This window comes from Natrinema sp. SYSU A 869 (genome assembly GCF_019879105.1).
In the GTDB taxonomy this organism is placed as follows: domain Archaea; phylum Halobacteriota; class Halobacteria; order Halobacteriales; family Natrialbaceae; genus Natrinema.
This window is the reverse complement of sequence record NZ_CP082248.1, coordinates 408,178-425,479: the sequence shown is the minus strand read 5'-3', so window position 1 is coordinate 425,479 and position 17,302 is coordinate 408,178. Positions and strand designations below refer to the sequence as shown.

General features: G+C 61.1%; 14 protein-coding genes. 11 read left to right on the top strand and 3 right to left on the bottom strand.

The window, feature by feature from the left end:
• Nucleotides 1-26 precede the first annotated feature (26 nt).
• Nucleotides 27-824 carry an aldolase/citrate lyase family protein gene (locus K6I40_RS05845; protein WP_222914840.1) on the bottom strand — a complete coding sequence of 266 codons (798 nt, stop codon included), beginning with the start codon at nucleotides 822-824 and terminating at the stop codon, nucleotides 27-29.
• A gap of 742 nt (nucleotides 825-1,566) precedes the next feature.
• Here K6I40_RS05845 and K6I40_RS05840 point away from each other — a divergent pair.
• From K6I40_RS05840 to K6I40_RS05815, 6 genes are all read left to right on the top strand, one after another.
• Nucleotides 1,567-2,802 carry an extracellular solute-binding protein gene (locus K6I40_RS05840; RefSeq protein WP_255681678.1) on the top strand — a complete coding sequence of 412 codons (1,236 nt, stop codon included), beginning with the start codon at nucleotides 1,567-1,569 and terminating at the stop codon, nucleotides 2,800-2,802.
• Nucleotides 2,803-2,824: 22 nt separating this feature from the next.
• Nucleotides 2,825-3,769: a sugar ABC transporter permease gene (locus K6I40_RS05835; protein WP_222914836.1), complete on the top strand. Its 945-nt coding sequence runs from the start codon at nucleotides 2,825-2,827 to the stop codon at nucleotides 3,767-3,769.
• Nucleotides 3,770-3,771: 2 nt separating this feature from the next.
• The gene (locus K6I40_RS05830; protein ID WP_222914834.1) at nucleotides 3,772-4,680 is read left to right on the top strand and encodes a carbohydrate ABC transporter permease; all 909 of its coding nucleotides are present in this window, start codon (nucleotides 3,772-3,774) and stop codon (nucleotides 4,678-4,680) included.
• Between the two features lie 54 nt (nucleotides 4,681-4,734).
• The gene (locus K6I40_RS05825; RefSeq protein WP_222914832.1) at nucleotides 4,735-5,892 is read left to right on the top strand and encodes an ABC transporter ATP-binding protein; all 1,158 of its coding nucleotides are present in this window, start codon (nucleotides 4,735-4,737) and stop codon (nucleotides 5,890-5,892) included.
• 225 nt (nucleotides 5,893-6,117) lie between these two features.
• Nucleotides 6,118-6,525, top strand: coding sequence for a universal stress protein (locus K6I40_RS05820; RefSeq protein WP_255681677.1), 408 nt, complete (start codon nucleotides 6,118-6,120; stop codon nucleotides 6,523-6,525).
• Between the two features lie 353 nt (nucleotides 6,526-6,878).
• Nucleotides 6,879-7,808, top strand: a complete 930-nt coding sequence (locus tag K6I40_RS05815; protein ID WP_222914830.1) for an EamA family transporter — start codon at nucleotides 6,879-6,881, stop codon at nucleotides 7,806-7,808.
• 145 nt (nucleotides 7,809-7,953) lie between these two features.
• Here the strand turns inward: K6I40_RS05815 and K6I40_RS05810 are convergent, their stop codons facing one another.
• Entirely contained in the window at nucleotides 7,954-8,769 is an 816-nt protein-coding gene (locus K6I40_RS05810; protein WP_222914828.1) for a sugar phosphate isomerase/epimerase family protein, read from the bottom strand.
• A gap of 890 nt (nucleotides 8,770-9,659) precedes the next feature.
• A complete protein-coding gene (locus tag K6I40_RS05805; protein WP_222914826.1) occupies nucleotides 9,660-10,427 on the bottom strand; it encodes an IclR family transcriptional regulator in 768 nt (255 codons plus the stop codon).
• 203 nt (nucleotides 10,428-10,630) lie between these two features.
• Here K6I40_RS05805 and K6I40_RS05800 point away from each other — a divergent pair, with 203 nt between their 5' ends.
• The 5 genes from K6I40_RS05800 (at nucleotide 10,631) to K6I40_RS05780 (ending at nucleotide 17,220) form a co-directional block, all read left to right on the top strand.
• The gene (locus K6I40_RS05800; RefSeq protein ID WP_222914824.1) at nucleotides 10,631-12,130 is read left to right on the top strand and encodes a CoA-acylating methylmalonate-semialdehyde dehydrogenase; all 1,500 of its coding nucleotides are present in this window, start codon (nucleotides 10,631-10,633) and stop codon (nucleotides 12,128-12,130) included.
• Between the two features lie 401 nt (nucleotides 12,131-12,531).
• Complete coding sequence (locus tag K6I40_RS05795) at nucleotides 12,532-12,756, top strand: hypothetical protein (protein WP_222914821.1); 225 nt, start codon at nucleotides 12,532-12,534, stop codon at nucleotides 12,754-12,756.
• A gap of 15 nt (nucleotides 12,757-12,771) precedes the next feature.
• Nucleotides 12,772-14,010 carry a mandelate racemase/muconate lactonizing enzyme family protein gene (locus K6I40_RS05790; RefSeq protein ID WP_222914820.1) on the top strand — a complete coding sequence of 413 codons (1,239 nt, stop codon included), beginning with the start codon at nucleotides 12,772-12,774 and terminating at the stop codon, nucleotides 14,008-14,010.
• Nucleotides 14,011-14,136: 126 nt separating this feature from the next.
• On the top strand, nucleotides 14,137-15,183 hold the full coding sequence (locus tag K6I40_RS05785; RefSeq protein ID WP_255681676.1) for an LLM class flavin-dependent oxidoreductase: 1,047 nt from the start codon (nucleotides 14,137-14,139) through the stop codon (nucleotides 15,181-15,183).
• Nucleotides 15,184-15,477: 294 nt separating this feature from the next.
• Complete coding sequence (locus tag K6I40_RS05780) at nucleotides 15,478-17,220, top strand: thiamine pyrophosphate-binding protein (protein ID WP_222914818.1); 1,743 nt, start codon at nucleotides 15,478-15,480, stop codon at nucleotides 17,218-17,220.
• Nucleotides 17,221-17,302: the final 82 nt, after the last annotated feature.

The window sequence follows — 17,302 nt, the reverse complement described above, 5'->3', positions numbered from 1 at the left end:
CGAAATCACGGCAAAAACAGTCGGTTTCAGTCTTCGCTCATGGTGGTCGCCGTATGCTGTGACACCGCTTTTTCGTAGCGCTGCCGGATCCGGTCGTTGGCTGCCGACAGGTGACTCGTGTCCTTCCCGACGATAAGGAAGTCGAAGTCCTGCTCGACGCGTGTTTCGATGTCGGTCGGATCGACGACGAGCGTCCCGACCGGAACGTCGGCAGCATCTCCGGCACTAACGACTCGGTCGATCGCGGCATCGAGACGGTCGTTCTCCCACTCTCCGAAGATCCCGAGGTTCGCGGAGAGATCTGCTGGGCCGACGAAAACGGCGTCGATACCGTCGACCGCGGCTATCTCTCGAGCGTTATCGAGGCCCGTCTGCGTCTCGATCTGGACGACGGTCGTGACCGAGTCGTTGGCGGTTTCGACGTATTGCTGGAAGTCGTCGCCGTACGTGGATGCGCGACCCGACGCGACGCCGCGAATACCATTGGGTGGATAGGTGACCGCTTTGACGATGTTGCGAGCCTCTTCGGCCGTTTCGATGCTTGGAACCATTATTCCGGCAACGCCGATGTCCAAGACCCGCTTGATTCGAACGGGGTCATCCGATGGGACTCGAACGAGCGTTTCCGTTCCCCCGTCGGCGGCATCGACAGCGCGGGACATGTTCTCGACCGTTTCCAGCGTCAACGGCGTGTGTTCGGTATCGATGAGAACGAAGTCGAATCCACACATCGCTGTCACTTCTGCGACGGTGGGGTGGCCGACCGAGAGCCACGCACCGGCGAGATCCGTTTCGGTTTGGAATTTTTGTTTGAGTTGTGTCATAAGTTACTAATGACGTATCGATCTCCGGAGCGGTCGACAGGCTCTCTTCCCTGTCGACGCGGTCCATGAGCGTGCGCTTCTACAGCGTGATCCAGCTTTAGTGAATCAGACATAAATACTTAACTCTGTGATGAACAGCGGTCGCTGCGTACGACCGACATCCAAGAGACATGGTTTGAAAACGCGAGCATGCGGGCCTGCGTGCGGCCAGTGGGAGTCGCGAGCTGCCAGGCAGTTTCTACAGCGGATCCGAGAGGGATACCGCAGTCACGTCACCGTCGGTTGGCGTCGGTCAAACAGTGCGGTTCGACGGATGCCTCTCGCCGACGACACGTTTGTGGACACGATTTGATCGGAAACGGACACCCGTCGGCTCCGACCATAGCGAGCAGCCGAGGTACATCGGCGATGTACCGTACAACGTCCCGCTTCAGCGACTACCACGAGAGCCCACATCGTGTCTGTTTCGTCCCGCAGCCCCGCCGATCGAACGGCGTGCCCGCTCCCCTGTCGCTCGAGCCGAGATAGCGAATACTGAGATATCGGGATGGATATATACAGGATGTATCACTTACCACATGATTTATGATGGGTGACGATACACATTGTCTATATGCCAACGAGTGGCAGACCAGAGAATAGGAGCGATAGTTCCGAGAGTCGTATTACGACGCGGGTCACGAATCGAAGTTCGCGCCGTCGGTTTCTGACCGGTGTTGCTGGTGCGGCAACTGCAACCGGATTGGCCGGCTGTCTCGGTGGGAGTGGTAGCGATGCAGATGTCAACATCATCGCCGTCTCGGGAGAGGGGGAACTCGTACAGGACCTGGTCAACGACTACGTCGAGGACGATACGGATCTCTCGATCGACGTCACGATCTTCCCGTACGCGAACCTCTATGAACGAGTCAGTAGCGTCTTGACGACTGGCGGAACGGGGTACGACGCGATCCTAATGGACGACACCTGGTTTCCCCAGTTCGCGACCTACCTCGATCCGCTCGAGCAGTGGCTTCCGGACGGACTCCCGGAGGAGCAACTCATCGACACGACAGTCGATATCACCACGTGGCCGACGCCCGGAGCCCCGACGGTTCCGTCCGCCGAAGGGATGGAGGAGACGATTCGCGGGCAAGTCGTCGTGGGGAACGCGCAGATGTTCGTCTACAACACATCGTACTACGAGGAGGTCGGCGAATCGGAGCCGGGGACGTGGGACGACGTGTTACGTGCCGGACAAAATATCGATGACGAAGTCGGCGACGCGAACGGGTACGTGATCCGCGGTCAGCGCGGCAACCCGGCGAACACGAACTTCATGAGCATCGGGTGGTCGAACCTCGGAGACATGTTCAACGACGATTGGGAGTACCAGTGGGACACCAGCGAGGGGGAGGACGCGGTTAGTTTCTTCGTCGAGGATCTGAAATCGATCTCTCCGGATGGCGTCGGATCGTTCAACAGCGATCAGGTGCTGAACCGAATCGGGGACGGATCCGCCGCGCAGGGTATGGCGTGGCCGGCCGCGGCGTCGACGCTGCTCAACGACGACACCGCGGAAGCGGACAACCTGGAGTTCATTCCGATTCCGGAAGGCGACGAGCAGCAGGCCCCGATGCAGGGCAACTGGCTGCTCGGGATCAACACGAACGTCTCCGAGGGTCGGAAGGAAGACGCCGGTACTGTCATCCAGTCCATCATCTCCAAGGAGGCACAGAACCGCTACGTGGAACTCGGCGGCGTCCCCTTCCGACACGATACGTTCGAGGACAACATGGACGCACAACCGTGGTTCGAAGCGCTGTACGAGAGCCTCCAAAACGCCAAACCACGGCCGCGGACACCCCTCTGGAACGAGATTGACGTGACCCAAGGGGAGTACCTCAACAGCGCGCTGACCGGCGACATGAGCCCATCGGAAGTCGTGAGCGAAACCAAGAGCGAGGCCGAGTCGATCCTCGAGAACGCGGGCTACTAGATGATGCCAACGGAATCAAACAATGGCAACTGAAACAGGGACGGACGTACGTTCGACGGCCGACCTCGAAGAGCAACTGGGCGCGGAGAAATCGACCCGAGAGCGCGTGCTTCTGTGGGTCGACGAACGGCTGAAGTGGCTCATGACCCTTCCGGCCGTGTTCCTCCTGTTCGCACTGACGTTCTACCCGCTCCTGCGTGCGCTCCAGATGTCGACACAGCAGTATATGCCCGGCGGACGGACGGTCTCCGTCGGCATCGAGAACTACGTCAATCTGTTGAACAACGGTGCGTTTCTCGAATCCCTCGTGGTGACCGGCAAGTTCATCGGGTTGGCGGTCGGCATCGAGTTCGTCCTCGGATTTGGGATCGCGCTCGTGTTGAACAAGCGGATCAAGATGCGTGGGCTCTGGCAGACGCTCATCCTAATTCCGATGATCCTCTCACCGACGGTCATCGGGCTGATCTGGCGTCTCATGTACACGCCCGACGGCCTTCTGGATTTCATGGCCGCACCGTTTATCGGGCGCAACGTCGGCTGGATCAGCGACCCCGACGTCGCGTTGTACGCCGTCGTCATGACCGACGTCTGGCAATGGACGCCACTCGTCGTGTTGGTCATCTTCGCGGGTCTCCAATCTGTTCCGAGCGATATTCAGGAGGCAGCGGTTATGGACGGTGCACCGCGATGGCGCCAATTCGTCGACATCGTCTTCCCATACCTGAAGTCGCTGATCGTCCTAGTGTTGATCATTCGCGTCGTCGACGCGCTGCGCGTGTTCGCGAAGGTGTACATCCTGACCCGCGGTGGGCCGTCGAACGCGACGAACGTGATCAGCATGGAAATGTACCGGACGGCGTTCCGGTTTAGCAACTTCGGCCAGGCGTCAGCGATGGCGGTGTCGCTGCTGGTCGTCGTGCTCATCCTGGCGATGAGCTTCGTCAAAATCGCAGATATCGAGTTCTAACCATGGCAACAGACCAACAACCGGACGTTCCGTTCAAGGAACCGTCTCGAGTCGAGGAGTTACTGGAGAGTTTGGCAGAGAAAGGGATCAGCAAGGCAGTCATTTACGGGCTGCTCGGGGTCTTCCTCGTTTGGACGCTGTTCCCGGTCTACTGGCTCGTCTCCGGTGCGCTTAAATCGCGACAGACGCTGCTGTCGTTCCCGCCGGCCTGGATTCCGACCGAGTTTCAGATTGGTAACTTCGTCCAGCTGTTCACCCAGCGACCTGAGTTCGCCCAGTATATCGTCAATAGCGTCGCCGTCACGCTCGTCACGACGATCATTGCGACGACTATCGGTGCGGCGGCGGCGTACGGGTTCGTCACTTTTGACTTCCCGTACAACCTGGATTTCCATCTGCCGTTTTACATCCTCTCGACGCGGTTTATGCCGCCGATCGTGACGATCATCCCGTTGTTCGTCATCTTCCGAAACCTCCAGCTGGTGAACACGCTGTACGGGCTGATCTGCGTGTACGTGATGTTCAACATCCCCTTTGCCGTGTGGATGATGAAGGGGTTCTTCGAGGAGGTGCCGGATAGCCTCGTCGAGTCCGCGATGTTGGACGGCCACACCCACCTCGGGGCGTTCTTCAAGGTCGTCCTCCCACTCGTGAAACCCGGATTGCTCGCCTCGGCGATCTTCACGACGATCATCACGTGGAACGAGCTCCTGTTCGCGATCATCCTGACACAGGACGTCGCGGCGATGACGCTGCCGGTCGGCCTCTCGTCGTTCGTGACAAAGTACTCGGTCCAGTGGATCAACGTCAGTGTCGCCGGAACGATCGCGCTCGTTCCGGTCCTCCTGTTCGCGTTCGTCGCGCGACAGGAACTCGTTCGCGGGTTCAGCATGGGGGCGGTCGGCAAATGACGCACAGCAGACGAACGAACCGGATGCGGACGCGACTCACGGAGGACTACAGCAATGGTTAACGTCGAATACGACTCAGTCGAAAAGCGGTACGGAGATACGATCGCGGTCGAGGATATCGACCTCACCGTCGAGGACGGCGAGTTCGCCATCCTCCTTGGCCCGAGTGGCTGCGGGAAGACGACGACGCTCCGCTGTCTCGCCGGCCTCACCGAACCGACCAACGGGACGATCACGCTCGGCAACTACGACGTCACCGACGTGCATCCGAAAAACCGGAACGCCGCAATGGTGTTCCAGAACTTCGCGCTCTACCCGCACATGACCGTCCGGGAGAACATCGGCTACCCACTCAAAGTCGCGGGCGTCGACGGCGACGACCGCGCCGCGCGCGTTCAGGAGGTTGCGGAGATGCTCGAGATTCCGGAGTTGCTCGATCGAGACATCGACAATCTCAGTGGCGGACAGCAACAACGCGTCGCGCTTGGGCGGGCAATCATCCGCCGGCCGTCCGTGTTCCTGATGGACGAGCCGCTGGCAAATCTCGACGCGAAACTGAAGTTGAGCATGCGCAGTCGGATCAAGGTGCTCCAACGTGAACTCGGCATCACGACGCTGTACGTGACCCACGACCAGGAAGAAGCGATGTCGCTGGGCGACAAGCTCATCGTGATGGATAAGGGACACATCCAGCAGATTGGGTCCCCGGACGAGGTCTACCACGAACCCGAAAACAGGTTCGTCGCCGGATTCATCGGGTCGCCGTCGATGAACTTCATCGACGTCACGATCGACGAGTCAGGCACGGTTCGCTCGACAGAGGCCATCGATGGGTTCGAATACCGATTAGAGACGGGCGTCGCCGACCGCTACCGAGATCATGAGGAGTTTACCTTAGGCGTTCGTCCGCAGTATTTCACTGCCCATACGGAGCCGGTGGACAACGCGATTCATGGGCAGATCAAGGTGACGGAGCCTCAAGGAGACGACCAGATTATCGATGTGCTCGTTGGCGATGAGGACAGCAATCACATCGAGATCACCGTGAAAGCGCCGAGCACTGTCGAAGCGATGCGTAACGAGGATATCTGGCTTACAGTAGACGATCCGCTCGTTCACGGATTCGATATCCGATCCGGATCCCGTCTTGACGACGGTGACGTCGCGCGGACGAAAGCGAGCAAGCGACACGCGGAATCCACGTCGGACTGACGCGATTTCGGTCGTCCCCGTTGATTCACAGCCGTTCACACGGGCGTCGGTTGTAGAACATGTCACCGTCTTCCGCCGCTTCCCATGAATAGCGACGAGTGATCACTGCCGTCGCTGTCCGTTTTCCTGATCGAGCGAACGGCGTACGCTCCCAGAAGATAAAATATATGTGAGTAGATAACACACCTCATAACGAAACATGTCTGTAGATGCGATTTCGTCGCCGTGACGAAAGCCGACGACAGAACGCTGCTGATCGAGGCAGTCCGTGATATCGCCGTTCCGGCGGACGCAAACGTCGTTGTGGGACGGGCCTACACCGACGCGGACTTCGAGGAGACGGTCGCTGGACTCGACTTCGATGGCCAACCGTCGCCGGACGACGTCGCTCGGCGGAGCGAATCGGTACGCGAGATTACGACTGCACTCGAGGCGGTGGACGTTCCCGTCGAGGCACGGGGCGTAGTCGGCGAGATCGGTCCCGAATTCGTGTCGCTAGCTGACACGGCTGACGCCGACCTGCTGTTCATTCAGGGTCAGTCGCGCAGTCCGACCGGCAAGGCGCTGTTCGGCAGTACTGCCCAGACAGTCATTCTGAACGCTACCTGCCCCGTCACGTTCGTTTCGGAGTGAGTCGCGGCCATGTAGCCGGCGGTCGCGGGCATTTGCAGACTATCGTCGACACACGTTCCGGGCTGCTCGAGGGTGGCCGACCGTTGTGCGGTTTCCAGCGTCCGCGCTGACCGGACGCAGTCGGTCGAGAGCCGAGGAGAGAGTGCAAACCGATCACGATTGACATCGGTGATAGATCGCTCAATCGCCCCCAGAGCTCACAGGAACGGCCCCTACACCGATATAGCTATGAAGACGGACCGGTCATAACGATACCGTATGCCAACAGACCTGCATCGATCGAAAAGCCGCCCGCAGCGTCGATCGGAACGCGATAGTGCCCACTGGCGAACGACCGCACCGTTGAGTCTCCGATGTTGCTAGAACTGAGTGCCGCCCTTGCGTTGCTCGCGTCGGTGTTTTCGGGACTCCAGGCCGTTTCAGTCGAGTATGGGCTGGAAAACGGAACGTACGCCGAGCGCACCTCACCGGCGCTGGCCGCGACGGTCATCACGATCATCGTCAGCGTCGTCATCTTCTGGGGGTTGCTCGCCGTTCGCGGGGTGTCGTTCGACGGCGTGACGGCGAGGCGACTGGCACCGTTCGTCGTCGCGGGCCTCGGGAATCCGGCGGCGTTCAGACTGCTCTATTTCCGCGGTATCGACCGGGTCGGTGCTCGAGTCGCTGCCGCCGTCGTCGGAGCGAACCCCGCGGTCGCCGCACTGCTAGCCGTACCGATTCTTGGGGAAACGTTCACCGCAGCCTCCGCGATCGGGCTATTGTGTATCATGGCCGGCGGCATCGTGTTGCAGGTCTCGCGGACGGGAAGCGCCGATTCGGGCGATCTCCTCGTCAGGGAGTTCACGCAGGTAGAGGGGCGAGACCTCCTCCTCCCGGCCGCTGCGATGGGACTGCTCGGCGCGTCATTCGTTCTCGTCGCGATCGGACTGAACGGGATCGACGATCCGCTGTTGGGGACCGCGGTCGGCCAAACGGCGGCCCTCGTCGCGTTCGTCGTCCTCTTCGGCGTCTCTCGTGAACTGCGCGCTAAGATCCGCGTTCGTGACCGGCTGCCCCTCGCCGCGTTTACCCTCGCGGGCGTTTTCGTCGCGGGGAACTGGCTCGCCTGGTTTACCGCACTTCGGAACGGGTCGGTCATCACTGTCGTCCCGCTATCGAACGTCTATCCGCTCGTCATCGTCGCGATCTCGTATCTCGCGGTCAGACGAGTTCCGCGATCACCGCGCCTCCTAGGCGGTATCGCCATCATCATCGCCGGTGCGTCGCTGATGCAACTGGCGTAACCTCGATCCGTCGCTTCCACTATGTCACAGCTCGCCCGTCGACGCCAGTCGCTACTCAAGCCGACACACGATACCCGAGCCGATTCGGACGGTCGTGAACACGCGGCTCACGGACCACGCTCGGTCGAGTCCCGGGGGCTCGCGGTTACGTGTTTCCGACTGACGACCAGTAGTCGTAGTTCTCCTTGGCGTGGACGAGCGGACGGTCGGTCCGATTTTCGATTTCGATGGTGTAGTGTCCCTCATAGCCGGCGTCCGCGAGTGACTCGTGGAGTGCCTCGAAATCGAGAATTCCCTCTCCCAAGTCAGTGAACGAACGGAAGTAGTTGATGACGTTGTCTAGGTGGAAGTCGGCCGCAGAGAGCGCGTCCCGGTTCGCCGCGAAGTCCTTGACCGGGTCGATGTCCTTGAGGTGGACGTAGGCGATATCGTCGGCGAAGCGCTTGATCCCGTCAGTTACGTCGCCCCCGGGGAAATCATCGCCGTAGGGGTAGTAGTGAGCGGTATCGAACAGGAGTTCCAGTCCGTCGACGGCATCGAGGTAGCGCTGGATCTCCGTGGGCCGTTCGATGGCCGTCGCACCGTGGTGGTGCACGACCGGCCGTACCCCGGCATCGACGGCCGCGTCACTGATCCGGGCCAGCCACTCCTCGACGGTCGCCTCGTCGTACCGGGCCCGTTGTGGCGGCAGTATCCCGACGAACTCGGCCCCGAGGTCGGCGACGGCCGGCATGTCGTCGATCACTCGCTGAACCGCGTCCTCGGTTTCGATCCACTCACTCATCGCGAGATAGAGATCGATATCGTACGTCTCGAGCCACTGGTCGACGGTTTCAGGTCCGTTTGCACGAATTTTCTCGAGGCTAATCTCAACCCCGTCGTACCGACAGGCAGCGATATCGCCGAGTGCATCCTCTACGTTTTCGGCATCGTACATGATAGTGGTGTAGCCAGTTCCCATGCGAAGTGAAAACATTGGGCATTGAAAAATAGCTTCCGGAACCAACAGTTCCCGAGACGAACTCGAGAGATGTTCCGTTCGCGGACGGCCGCAGTCATCTCCGCAAGCTCCGCATCTTCCTTGAGCAGCGTCTCCCGACTGATCCAGACGGTGACGACGCTTGCTGACTCATCGTCCTCAGGGATACAGCGTTCATCTCGAGACGCCGTCCGTTATCAGTCGCCGTTTGCGTCTTACGAAAACCATGCAATAGCTGATGCGGGCGCCGGGGTACCGTGGTTCCGGAGCAGGACCAAACCCAGTGGAACGAACCAGCTGAGATCGACGGTTCCGCGTTGATTTCGGTCCTGTTACTCTCGTCGGTACGTAGAACGTCCACGAGATTACCTTCGACGAGGAAGCCGCTGTGTGCCACGTTTCAGACTCCGAGCGATCAGCGATACGTCCGGTAGCAGCGATTGAACGGACCGTTTCCATCGTCGAAGCCGACAGATAACTGGGCTCCCCTCATGCATGAGTAACTGCCGATCAACTGCTCGACCCGAACGGGAGCAGCCGACCGACAGTTGTTCAACAGCGATCAAATAGCGTTCGTAACAGTCAAATCGACCGGTTAGTACTGCGGTCACTCTCTGATTCGAATACGGTGATCGACATATCCGATTACAACTGTATAATTGTAAATCTTAGTCGCCGACCGAGCACGAGCCCCTATGCCATCTTTTGGCAAGGGGCCGCGTCCGCGGCGGCGGACGATCGGACAGCGGTCCGTACGGCGATAACGGGATCCTACCGGTCGATAACTGTCGATACACTGACGAACGACTGCGAATACGGACCAGTGAATGGAACCTGTGGACCGCCGTTTGAATCTTGCAAACGAGGGAGTCTCAGGAGAACTTGGCGTTGATTCCGATCACGTTTGCGGAGCGAGTGACCATATTGGGAAGCTCCTCCCGGTACCGGTCACCCGTCATTCGACTCGACGGCCCGGAAACGCTTACAGCACCGAACACCTCGTTTTTGCCGGCCTTTACCGGCGCTGCAATACACCGGAGTCCTTCGATCTTCTCCTCGTCGTCGAACGCGTACCCGCGCTCACGGATCGTCTCGAGTTCCTCGAAGAGTTCGTCCCGATCGGTGATCGTCTGCGAGGTATACTCCGGGAGTCCGTGCCGATCGATGATCTCTTCGACGCGTTCCCGCGGATAGTGAGCGAGGATCGCCTTTCCGAGCGAGATGCAGTGGAGGTATTCCCGTTTGCCGATCGACGAGGCCGTCTGAACGGCCCGCTCGCTGCCGTTCTTGTAGAGGTATACCGCACGACCGTGTTCCTCCGTTGCGAACTGAACCAGCTCGTCGGACTGTTCAGCCAGATCGGCCAATTCGTCAGTTACGGCATCGTAGATTCCGAGCCGGTCCTTCACTCCCTCGCTGAGTTCGAGGTATCGGAGACCGAGCTGGTAGGTCTCTCCGTTCTTCACGACGTGTTCCTTCTCGAGCAGCGTCGCCAGATGGCAGTGGATTGTCCCCTTCGACCGACCGAGTTCGTGTGCGATTTCCGTGATCCGTGCACGATCGTGTTCGTGCAAGTAATCGATGATCTCGAGCGTAATCCCCACCGCCTGAATCGTTCTCGGCTTCGTCGTCTTTGCCATGTGGACTACCAGCATACGTATCCACTAAATTGTTTGTGTCTCTCAAACAAAAACTCTGTTTGACTCTTGCAAACGCCCCCACGGGCCGCGATACCGGATCGAACGATTCCCGAGAGCCATCGAAATGGAGAATGGGACAAGTGGCCGACTCGTATCACCATGAACGTAACATATTTGTGTGCGTACCGCAAGCACTAATTCGTATGTCCGAGCAACGAGAGCGAGCCGTTTCGCCAGACGTTCGTAACCGCGTTGACAACTACGTCGGCGGGCAGTGGAACACGCCCGCCAGCGAGACCTCTCAGCCCGTACTCGACCCTGCCACGGGGGACGAACTCGCAACAGTCGAGTATTCGACCGTCGAGACTGTCGACGACGCAGTCCAGACGGCAGACGAGGCGTTCGAGGAGTGGCGACGGACTCCCGTCGTCGAACGAGTACAGTATCTCTTCGATCTGAAGACCGAACTCGAGAACCGGCTCGATGAGATCGCGACCGCGCTGTCCCGCGAACACGGGAAGACCATCGCGGAAGCCCGCGGTGAGATCAAGCGCGGCATCGAGAACGTCGAGGTGGCCTGTGGAATGCCGAACATGATGCGCGAGGGCAGCGGCAACGTCGAAGACGTCGCGCGCGACATGGACGAATACGCCGTCCGCCAACCCCTCGGCGTTTTCACCGCCATCACACCCTTTAATTTCCCGGCGATGATCCCGCTGTGGTTCCTTCCATACGCGGTCGCGTCCGGGAACACGTTCGTACTCAAACCCAGCGAGAAGGTCCCGTTGAGTTCCCAGCTCATCTTCGAGGCCGTCGACGCGGCCGGTTTCCCGGACGGGGTCGTAAACCTCGTCAACGGCGGGGCAGACACCGTCAACGCGTTGCTCGAGCACGACGACATCGAAGGCGTCTCGTTCGTCGGGAGTTCCCCCGTCGCCAAGCACGTCTACGAGACCGCCGCCGAGCACGGGAAGCGCGTACAGGCCCAAGGCGGCGCGAAGAACTACGCTGTCGTCACCGAGCACGCCTCAGTCGACGACGCCGTCCCGAACGTCATCGGCTCCGTCTACGGCAACGCCGGCCAGCGCTGTCTCGCCAACGATGTCGTCGTCGGTGTTGGCGATGTCTACGACAATCTCCGCGGGCAGTTGATCGACGCTGCGGAGAACCTCACCGTCGGTGCCGGCGTCGACGAGGACACCGATGTCGGGCCGCTGATCACGGGCGACTCGCGCGAACGTGTACTCGATCTGATCGACAACGCACTCGACGAGGGGGCCGAACTCGTCCTCGACGGACGGGACTTCGAACACCCGGACGCGGAACTGGACGGTCACTTCCTCGGCCCGACGCTCCTCGAGGGCGTCACGACCGACATGGAGATCGCACAGGAGGAAATCTTCGGTCCGGTACTGTGTCTCGCTGACGCTGCGGACCTGGACGAAGCGATCGAGATGGTCAACTCGACGAAGTACGGGAACGCGTCCTCGATTTACACCGAGTCCGGAAGCGAGGCGCGCCAGTACAAGTACGAGGTCAACGCGGGGAACATCGGCGTCAACGTCGGCGTCTGTGCCCCGATGGGCTTCTTCCACTTCGGCGGCCGGAAAGCATCGTTCTTCGGCGACCTCCACGCCCAAGGAGAGGACGCGGTCAACTTCTACACCGAGAAGACGATCCAGATCGAGCGCTGGTACAGCTAAGACTCAAGTATTGCAGTCGCCGAGCCGATGCCTCCCTGATCGCATGACTGCTGTGCGATCGGTGTGCACCTCGGTTCGGCGGCGGCGATTGCTCCGCCGACTGTCGGAGTGATTCAGTATCAGAGTCACAGTCGCCGTTTTCCCGGCGCGACTCGTCGTGCCGTTCGATCGCTTGGTGGATCACGATCGGACGTTTCTCGACGGGCCCGCTGTTCGACCGACCGGAGAGGTCGGGTGGAGGTAGACCGGAAACGGATAAACTGGGGTCTCTCGCTCGGCCGTACGGGTCGTCCGATCGATACGAAGCCACACGGCTGTCTCGAGTCAAGAGAGTACCCGTCTCCCTCACTCGGTCTCGGTCACCGGAAGTTATAACAGGCATCTCCCCAATCGAGTTGATAATGCGACTCGCTGTCAACGCCTGTGACACGAGCGTCTCGGCGCTGTTAGACGGCACCGGTCGCGCTCGAAGCGGGTTGCACCGCTCCGTTTTGGCCGCACGGAGTGAGACCGACACGATAGCCGCTGTGTCGGTCGGAAAACGCGGCCGTGGCGCGGACACGCTCCGCGATATCGGATCGAACCGCTTGAAACCGACCGCAGACTGCCGACTACACGCACACTGACATCCAATACAGATCATGTACGAGGACTTTGCATCCACGCTCGCAGCGACGATGTGGACCGACTTCGACGAGACACCCGACCGGGACGGGCCGACGGCCGAGATAACGGACATCGACTCCTTCGTTATTGACGGCAACTTCCCGTGGACGATCATCACGCTCGAGACCGACCAGGGCGTGACGGGGATCGGCGAGGCCTACCCCTCGCCGGGCGTCCACGAGATCGTCACGGACTACCTCCGACCCGTACTCGTCGGAGAGAACCCGCTCGACGTCGAGCGGCTCTACAACCTCATGCGCGAGAGCCTCTCGGGTCGAGGGTCACAGTGGGGTGTCGGAACGATCGCCATCAGCGGCATCGAGATCGCGCTCTGGGACGCAGCCGGGAAGATTCTCGACCAGCCGATCTACCAATTGCTCGGCGGGAAGACCCGCGATGAGGTTCGCGTCTACGCCGACTGTCACGCCGGGGAAGCGATGGTCTCCTCGGCCGAGGAGGGCCAAGAGGAGACGACCTACGAACCCGAGGCGTACGCACAGGCCGCCCGGCTGGCGGTCGACGACGGCTTCGACGCGGTCAAGTTCGACCTCGACGTTCCGTCCGGCCGGGACATTGATACGCTCTCGAGGCACTTCGACCCGCCGGAGATCGAGCACAAGCGCTCCGTCGTCGAGGCCGTCACCGAGGAGGTCGGCGACGACGCCGAGGTCGCGGTCGACCTCCACTGGAACTTCAGTCCCGAAACCGCCGAACGACTCTGTCGGGCCATCGAGCCCTACGACCTCGCGTGGGTCGAGGACCCGCTCCCGCCCGAGAACACCGACGCGATGCGGGAGCTCGAAGAGTCGACCGACGTGACGTTGCTGACCGGCGAGAACCGCTACGGCCGACACGGGTTCCGCGACCTGATCGAGGAGCAAGCGGTGGACTTCCTCGCCCCCGACGTCCCGAAGACCGGCGGCATCGCCGAGACGAAGAAGATCGCGGACATGGCCGAGGCCTACTATCAGGCGCTCATCCCGCACAACATCGGGAGCCCGGTCGCGACGATCGCGACCGCCCACGTCGGCGCGACGGTCCCGAACTTCGTCGCCATGGAGTACCACGCCCGCGAGGTGCCATGGTGGGATGACCTCGTCGCCCAGGACGAACCGCTCATTCAGAACGGACGAATCACGGTCCCCGACGGGCCCGGACTCGGCATCGAACTCGACTGGGACGTCGTCGACGAACACCGGAAGACGCGGTCCTGACGCGAGACTACCGATCTGATCGGCCGCTCGATTCTCACCCTTCTCCAACGATCCCTCGATTTTCCTGTCGTCGCCCTCCTCGAGACGAAGCGCGCTCCTGGGCCCGCCGTCCGAGCACAAAACCTAATGCACGGTCCTCCGTACTGTCAGGTGACGATGGTTAGGATCGACTACATGGCGCATCAAGAGCAGTACGACCCGTCGACGCTGTTAGAATACGGGGAACACGCCACGGACAGCGGCTACGAAACCGTCTGGACGTCGGATCACTTTCACCCGTGGTTCCACACGGAAGCAGACTCCGGGTTCGCGTGGTCCTGGCTCGGTGCCGCCACCGAACGGCTGGACGGCCCGATCGGAACGTGCGTGACGCCCGCGACGGGACATTACCATCCCGGAATGATCGCACAGGCGTTCGCCACGCTTCAGCACCTCCACGACGATCGGGTGCTGCTCGGGCTCTCCACCGGCGAGGCGATGAACGAGACGCCGCTGGGCTTCGACTGGCCCGAGTATCCCGAACGCCGCGACCGGCTCGAGGAGTCCCTCGAGATCATTCGCGCCCTCTGGGGCGACGACGAGTGGGTCAGTGACGATGTCCGCGATCAGATCGACGAGGGGTTCGTCACCTACGACGGGGAGCGGTTCGAACTCGATGAGGCCAAACTGTACACGATGTCCGAGGAGTCCCCAGAGATTCACATCGCGGCCAACGGGCCGAGCACCGCTCGACTCGCGGCGCGGTACGCCGACGGGTTCATCACCGTCAAGAAAGGCGAAGAGTACACCGATCGGCTCTACCCGGCGATCCGTCGGTACGCCGAGGAGGAGGGGAACGATCCGGACGCGATCGAAACAACGCTGCTCGTGACCGCGTCCTACCACCCCGACTACGAACAGGCCTTCGAGGCAACGCGGCCGTGGTGGGCGACGACCCAGAACGTCTTCGACCGGGCGATGGCGAACCCGAAGGAGATCGAGGCCGAGGGTGAGAAGGCGACCCGCGAGGAGGTCGAAGAGAAGTTCCTGATCGCCGACGATCCGTCGATGATCGCGGCCCAGCTCGAGGAGTACGCCGAGATGGGCTTCGATCGGATCGCGGTCGCGAACACCAGTCCGGAGCCCGAACGGCTGTTCGACGTGATGAACGACGACGTAATCCCGTCGCTGTAACCGTCGATCGGCATCCAGAGACGCTGTTGCTCTCCCCGCCGTTCGGGACAGTCACCCGGCTTGGAGTTCGATTTGGTCCCCGATCTCGGCGATCTCGAGGCGGCGAGGATACTCGATCGCTCGTGGCAGCCACCTCCACATGCGTACTATCGAAGCCGGCCGAGCTACACGACGGTAGCCGTCGTCGTGGTATCCGCCGCCCATCTCGATATCGACCGTTCTCGAATGTCAGTCAGTGAGAAGACCGACATACGAGGGCGAATATTTATGCCACACCGTGGTAATCCATTGAACATGCCCACGCTTACTGGTGGCGAGATTATCGCTCAGTATCTGGAAAAAGAGGGCGTAGAGTACCTGGTCGGTATCCCCGGTCACGGAAGCACGAACCTGCTCGACGCGTTCAACGACTCCGAGGTCGAGGTCATTCAGCCGCGCCACGAACAGGGTGCGACCCATCTCGCGGACGGGTACGCCCGCGCGTCCGGCGACCCGCTCGCGGTCTTCACCTCGATCGGTCCCGGAGCGACGAACACCGTTACGGGCGCCGCGACGGCGTACGTCGACTCGATCCCGATGGTCATCTTGACCGGTGCGCCACAGACCCACGAGTACGGACAGGGGATCCTGCAGGAACTCGACCGGCAGAAACCCGGCGATTTCCCGAGCGTTATGGAACCGGTGACCAAACGGAGTTTCGTCGTCCGCGACGTCGAACGACTCCCGCGGATCCTGCGACGCGCGTTCCAGATCGCCGTCACGGGCCGTCCGGGCCCCGTCCACGTCGACGTCCCGATGGACGTCCAGGGGAACGCCGCGGACGTTGAGATTCCGGACCCCGAGGAGACGCGCACGCATAGCCGACCGGGCGGTGACCCCGAGTCGATCGAGGAGGCCGCAGACCTGCTTGCCGACGCCGATCGACCCGTGATCGTCCCCGGCGGTGGCTGTATGCTCGGCGAGGCCTGGGACGAGGTCCAGGCGCTCGCCGAACATCTGAAAGTGCCCGTCATTCCGACATTTCAGGCGAAAGGAATTATACCCGAAGATCACGACCTCTTTGTGGGGTACGCGGGCTGGATCGGCTCATCCGCCGGGAACGAACTCGCGAGCAACGCGGACGTCGTCCTCGGGATCGGCTGTCGCTTCTCCGACCTGCACACCTCGTCGTTCGAACAGGGCGTCAGCTTCGAGATTCCGCCGAGCAAGCTGATTCACGTCGACATCGATAACACGGAGATCGGCAAGAACTACCCCGTCGAGGTCGGCATCCTCGGCGACGCCAAGGTCGTCACCGACCAACTCCATGACGCCGTCTCCGACCGCGTTGACGAAGTCTCGACCGAGGACAACGAGTACTACGACGAGATCCAGCGCCTGTGGGCTGACTGGCAGGAGCAGGTCGAACAGCGCCACACCGACGACGTCCCCATGAGTATCTCCCGGGCACTCGCGAGCCTCCGCGAGGCGCTCCCCCGCGAGGGAATGATCATCTCGAGCGCGGGCCAGTCCCAGGAGATCACGAATCCCGAGTTCCCCGTCTACGATCCCCAGACGAACATCTCCTGTGGCGGGTTCTCGACGATGGGATTCGGCGTCTCCGCCGCGATCGGTGCGAAGCTCGCCGAGCCCGACCGGCCAGTCGTCGACATCGAGGGCGACGGGAGCTTCCTGATGTGCAATCAGGAGGTCGCCTGCGCGGTCGAACACGACATCGATGTCACCTGGCTCGTGGTCAATAACAACGGCTGGAAGTCGATTCGCAACCTGCAGGTCGACAAGTACGGCTGGGACCGCGTCCTTGATACGGAGTTTGACGAGGAGAATACCATCGACTTCGTGAAGATGGCCGAGGCGTTCAGCATCGACTTCGCCGAACGGGTCGTCAAACCCGAAAACCTCACCGCGACGCTTGAGAAGGCCATCGATTACGACGGCCCCGCGTTCGTCGAGGCCGTCGTCGAACCGGACAACCCCGACTCCGGCGCGATCATCACCGGCGAGTGGGACCTCGCCGATCTCGAAGCGGACGACTGACCGCGAACGCGCCGTCGGATAGAGACGCACGGGTCGATCGAATCGAGTCCCGTATTCGCTGCTCGGAGCCGTCCCGGCTCCG

Bases quoted from the DNA above. Each gene is read 5' to 3' on its own strand.
- K6I40_RS05845 (WP_222914840.1), bottom strand. From the start codon at position 824: ATGACACAACTCAAACAAAAATTCCAAACCGAAACGGATCTCGCCGGT.
- K6I40_RS05835 (WP_222914836.1), top strand. From the start codon at position 2,825: ATGGCAACTGAAACAGGGACGGACGTACGTTCGACGGCCGACCTCGAA.
- K6I40_RS05830 (WP_222914834.1), top strand. From the start codon at position 3,772: ATGGCAACAGACCAACAACCGGACGTTCCGTTCAAGGAACCGTCTCGA.
- K6I40_RS05825 (WP_222914832.1), top strand. From the start codon at position 4,735: ATGGTTAACGTCGAATACGACTCAGTCGAAAAGCGGTACGGAGATACG.
- K6I40_RS05815 (WP_222914830.1), top strand. From the start codon at position 6,879: ATGTTGCTAGAACTGAGTGCCGCCCTTGCGTTGCTCGCGTCGGTGTTT.
- K6I40_RS05810 (WP_222914828.1), bottom strand. From the start codon at position 8,769: ATGGGAACTGGCTACACCACTATCATGTACGATGCCGAAAACGTAGAG.
- K6I40_RS05805 (WP_222914826.1), bottom strand. From the start codon at position 10,427: ATGGCAAAGACGACGAAGCCGAGAACGATTCAGGCGGTGGGGATTACG.
- K6I40_RS05800 (WP_222914824.1), top strand. From the start codon at position 10,631: ATGTCCGAGCAACGAGAGCGAGCCGTTTCGCCAGACGTTCGTAACCGC.
- K6I40_RS05795 (WP_222914821.1), top strand. From the start codon at position 12,532: ATGCGACTCGCTGTCAACGCCTGTGACACGAGCGTCTCGGCGCTGTTA.
- K6I40_RS05790 (WP_222914820.1), top strand. From the start codon at position 12,772: ATGTACGAGGACTTTGCATCCACGCTCGCAGCGACGATGTGGACCGAC.
- K6I40_RS05785 (WP_255681676.1), top strand. From the start codon at position 14,137: ATGCACGGTCCTCCGTACTGTCAGGTGACGATGGTTAGGATCGACTAC.
- K6I40_RS05780 (WP_222914818.1), top strand. From the start codon at position 15,478: ATGCCCACGCTTACTGGTGGCGAGATTATCGCTCAGTATCTGGAAAAA.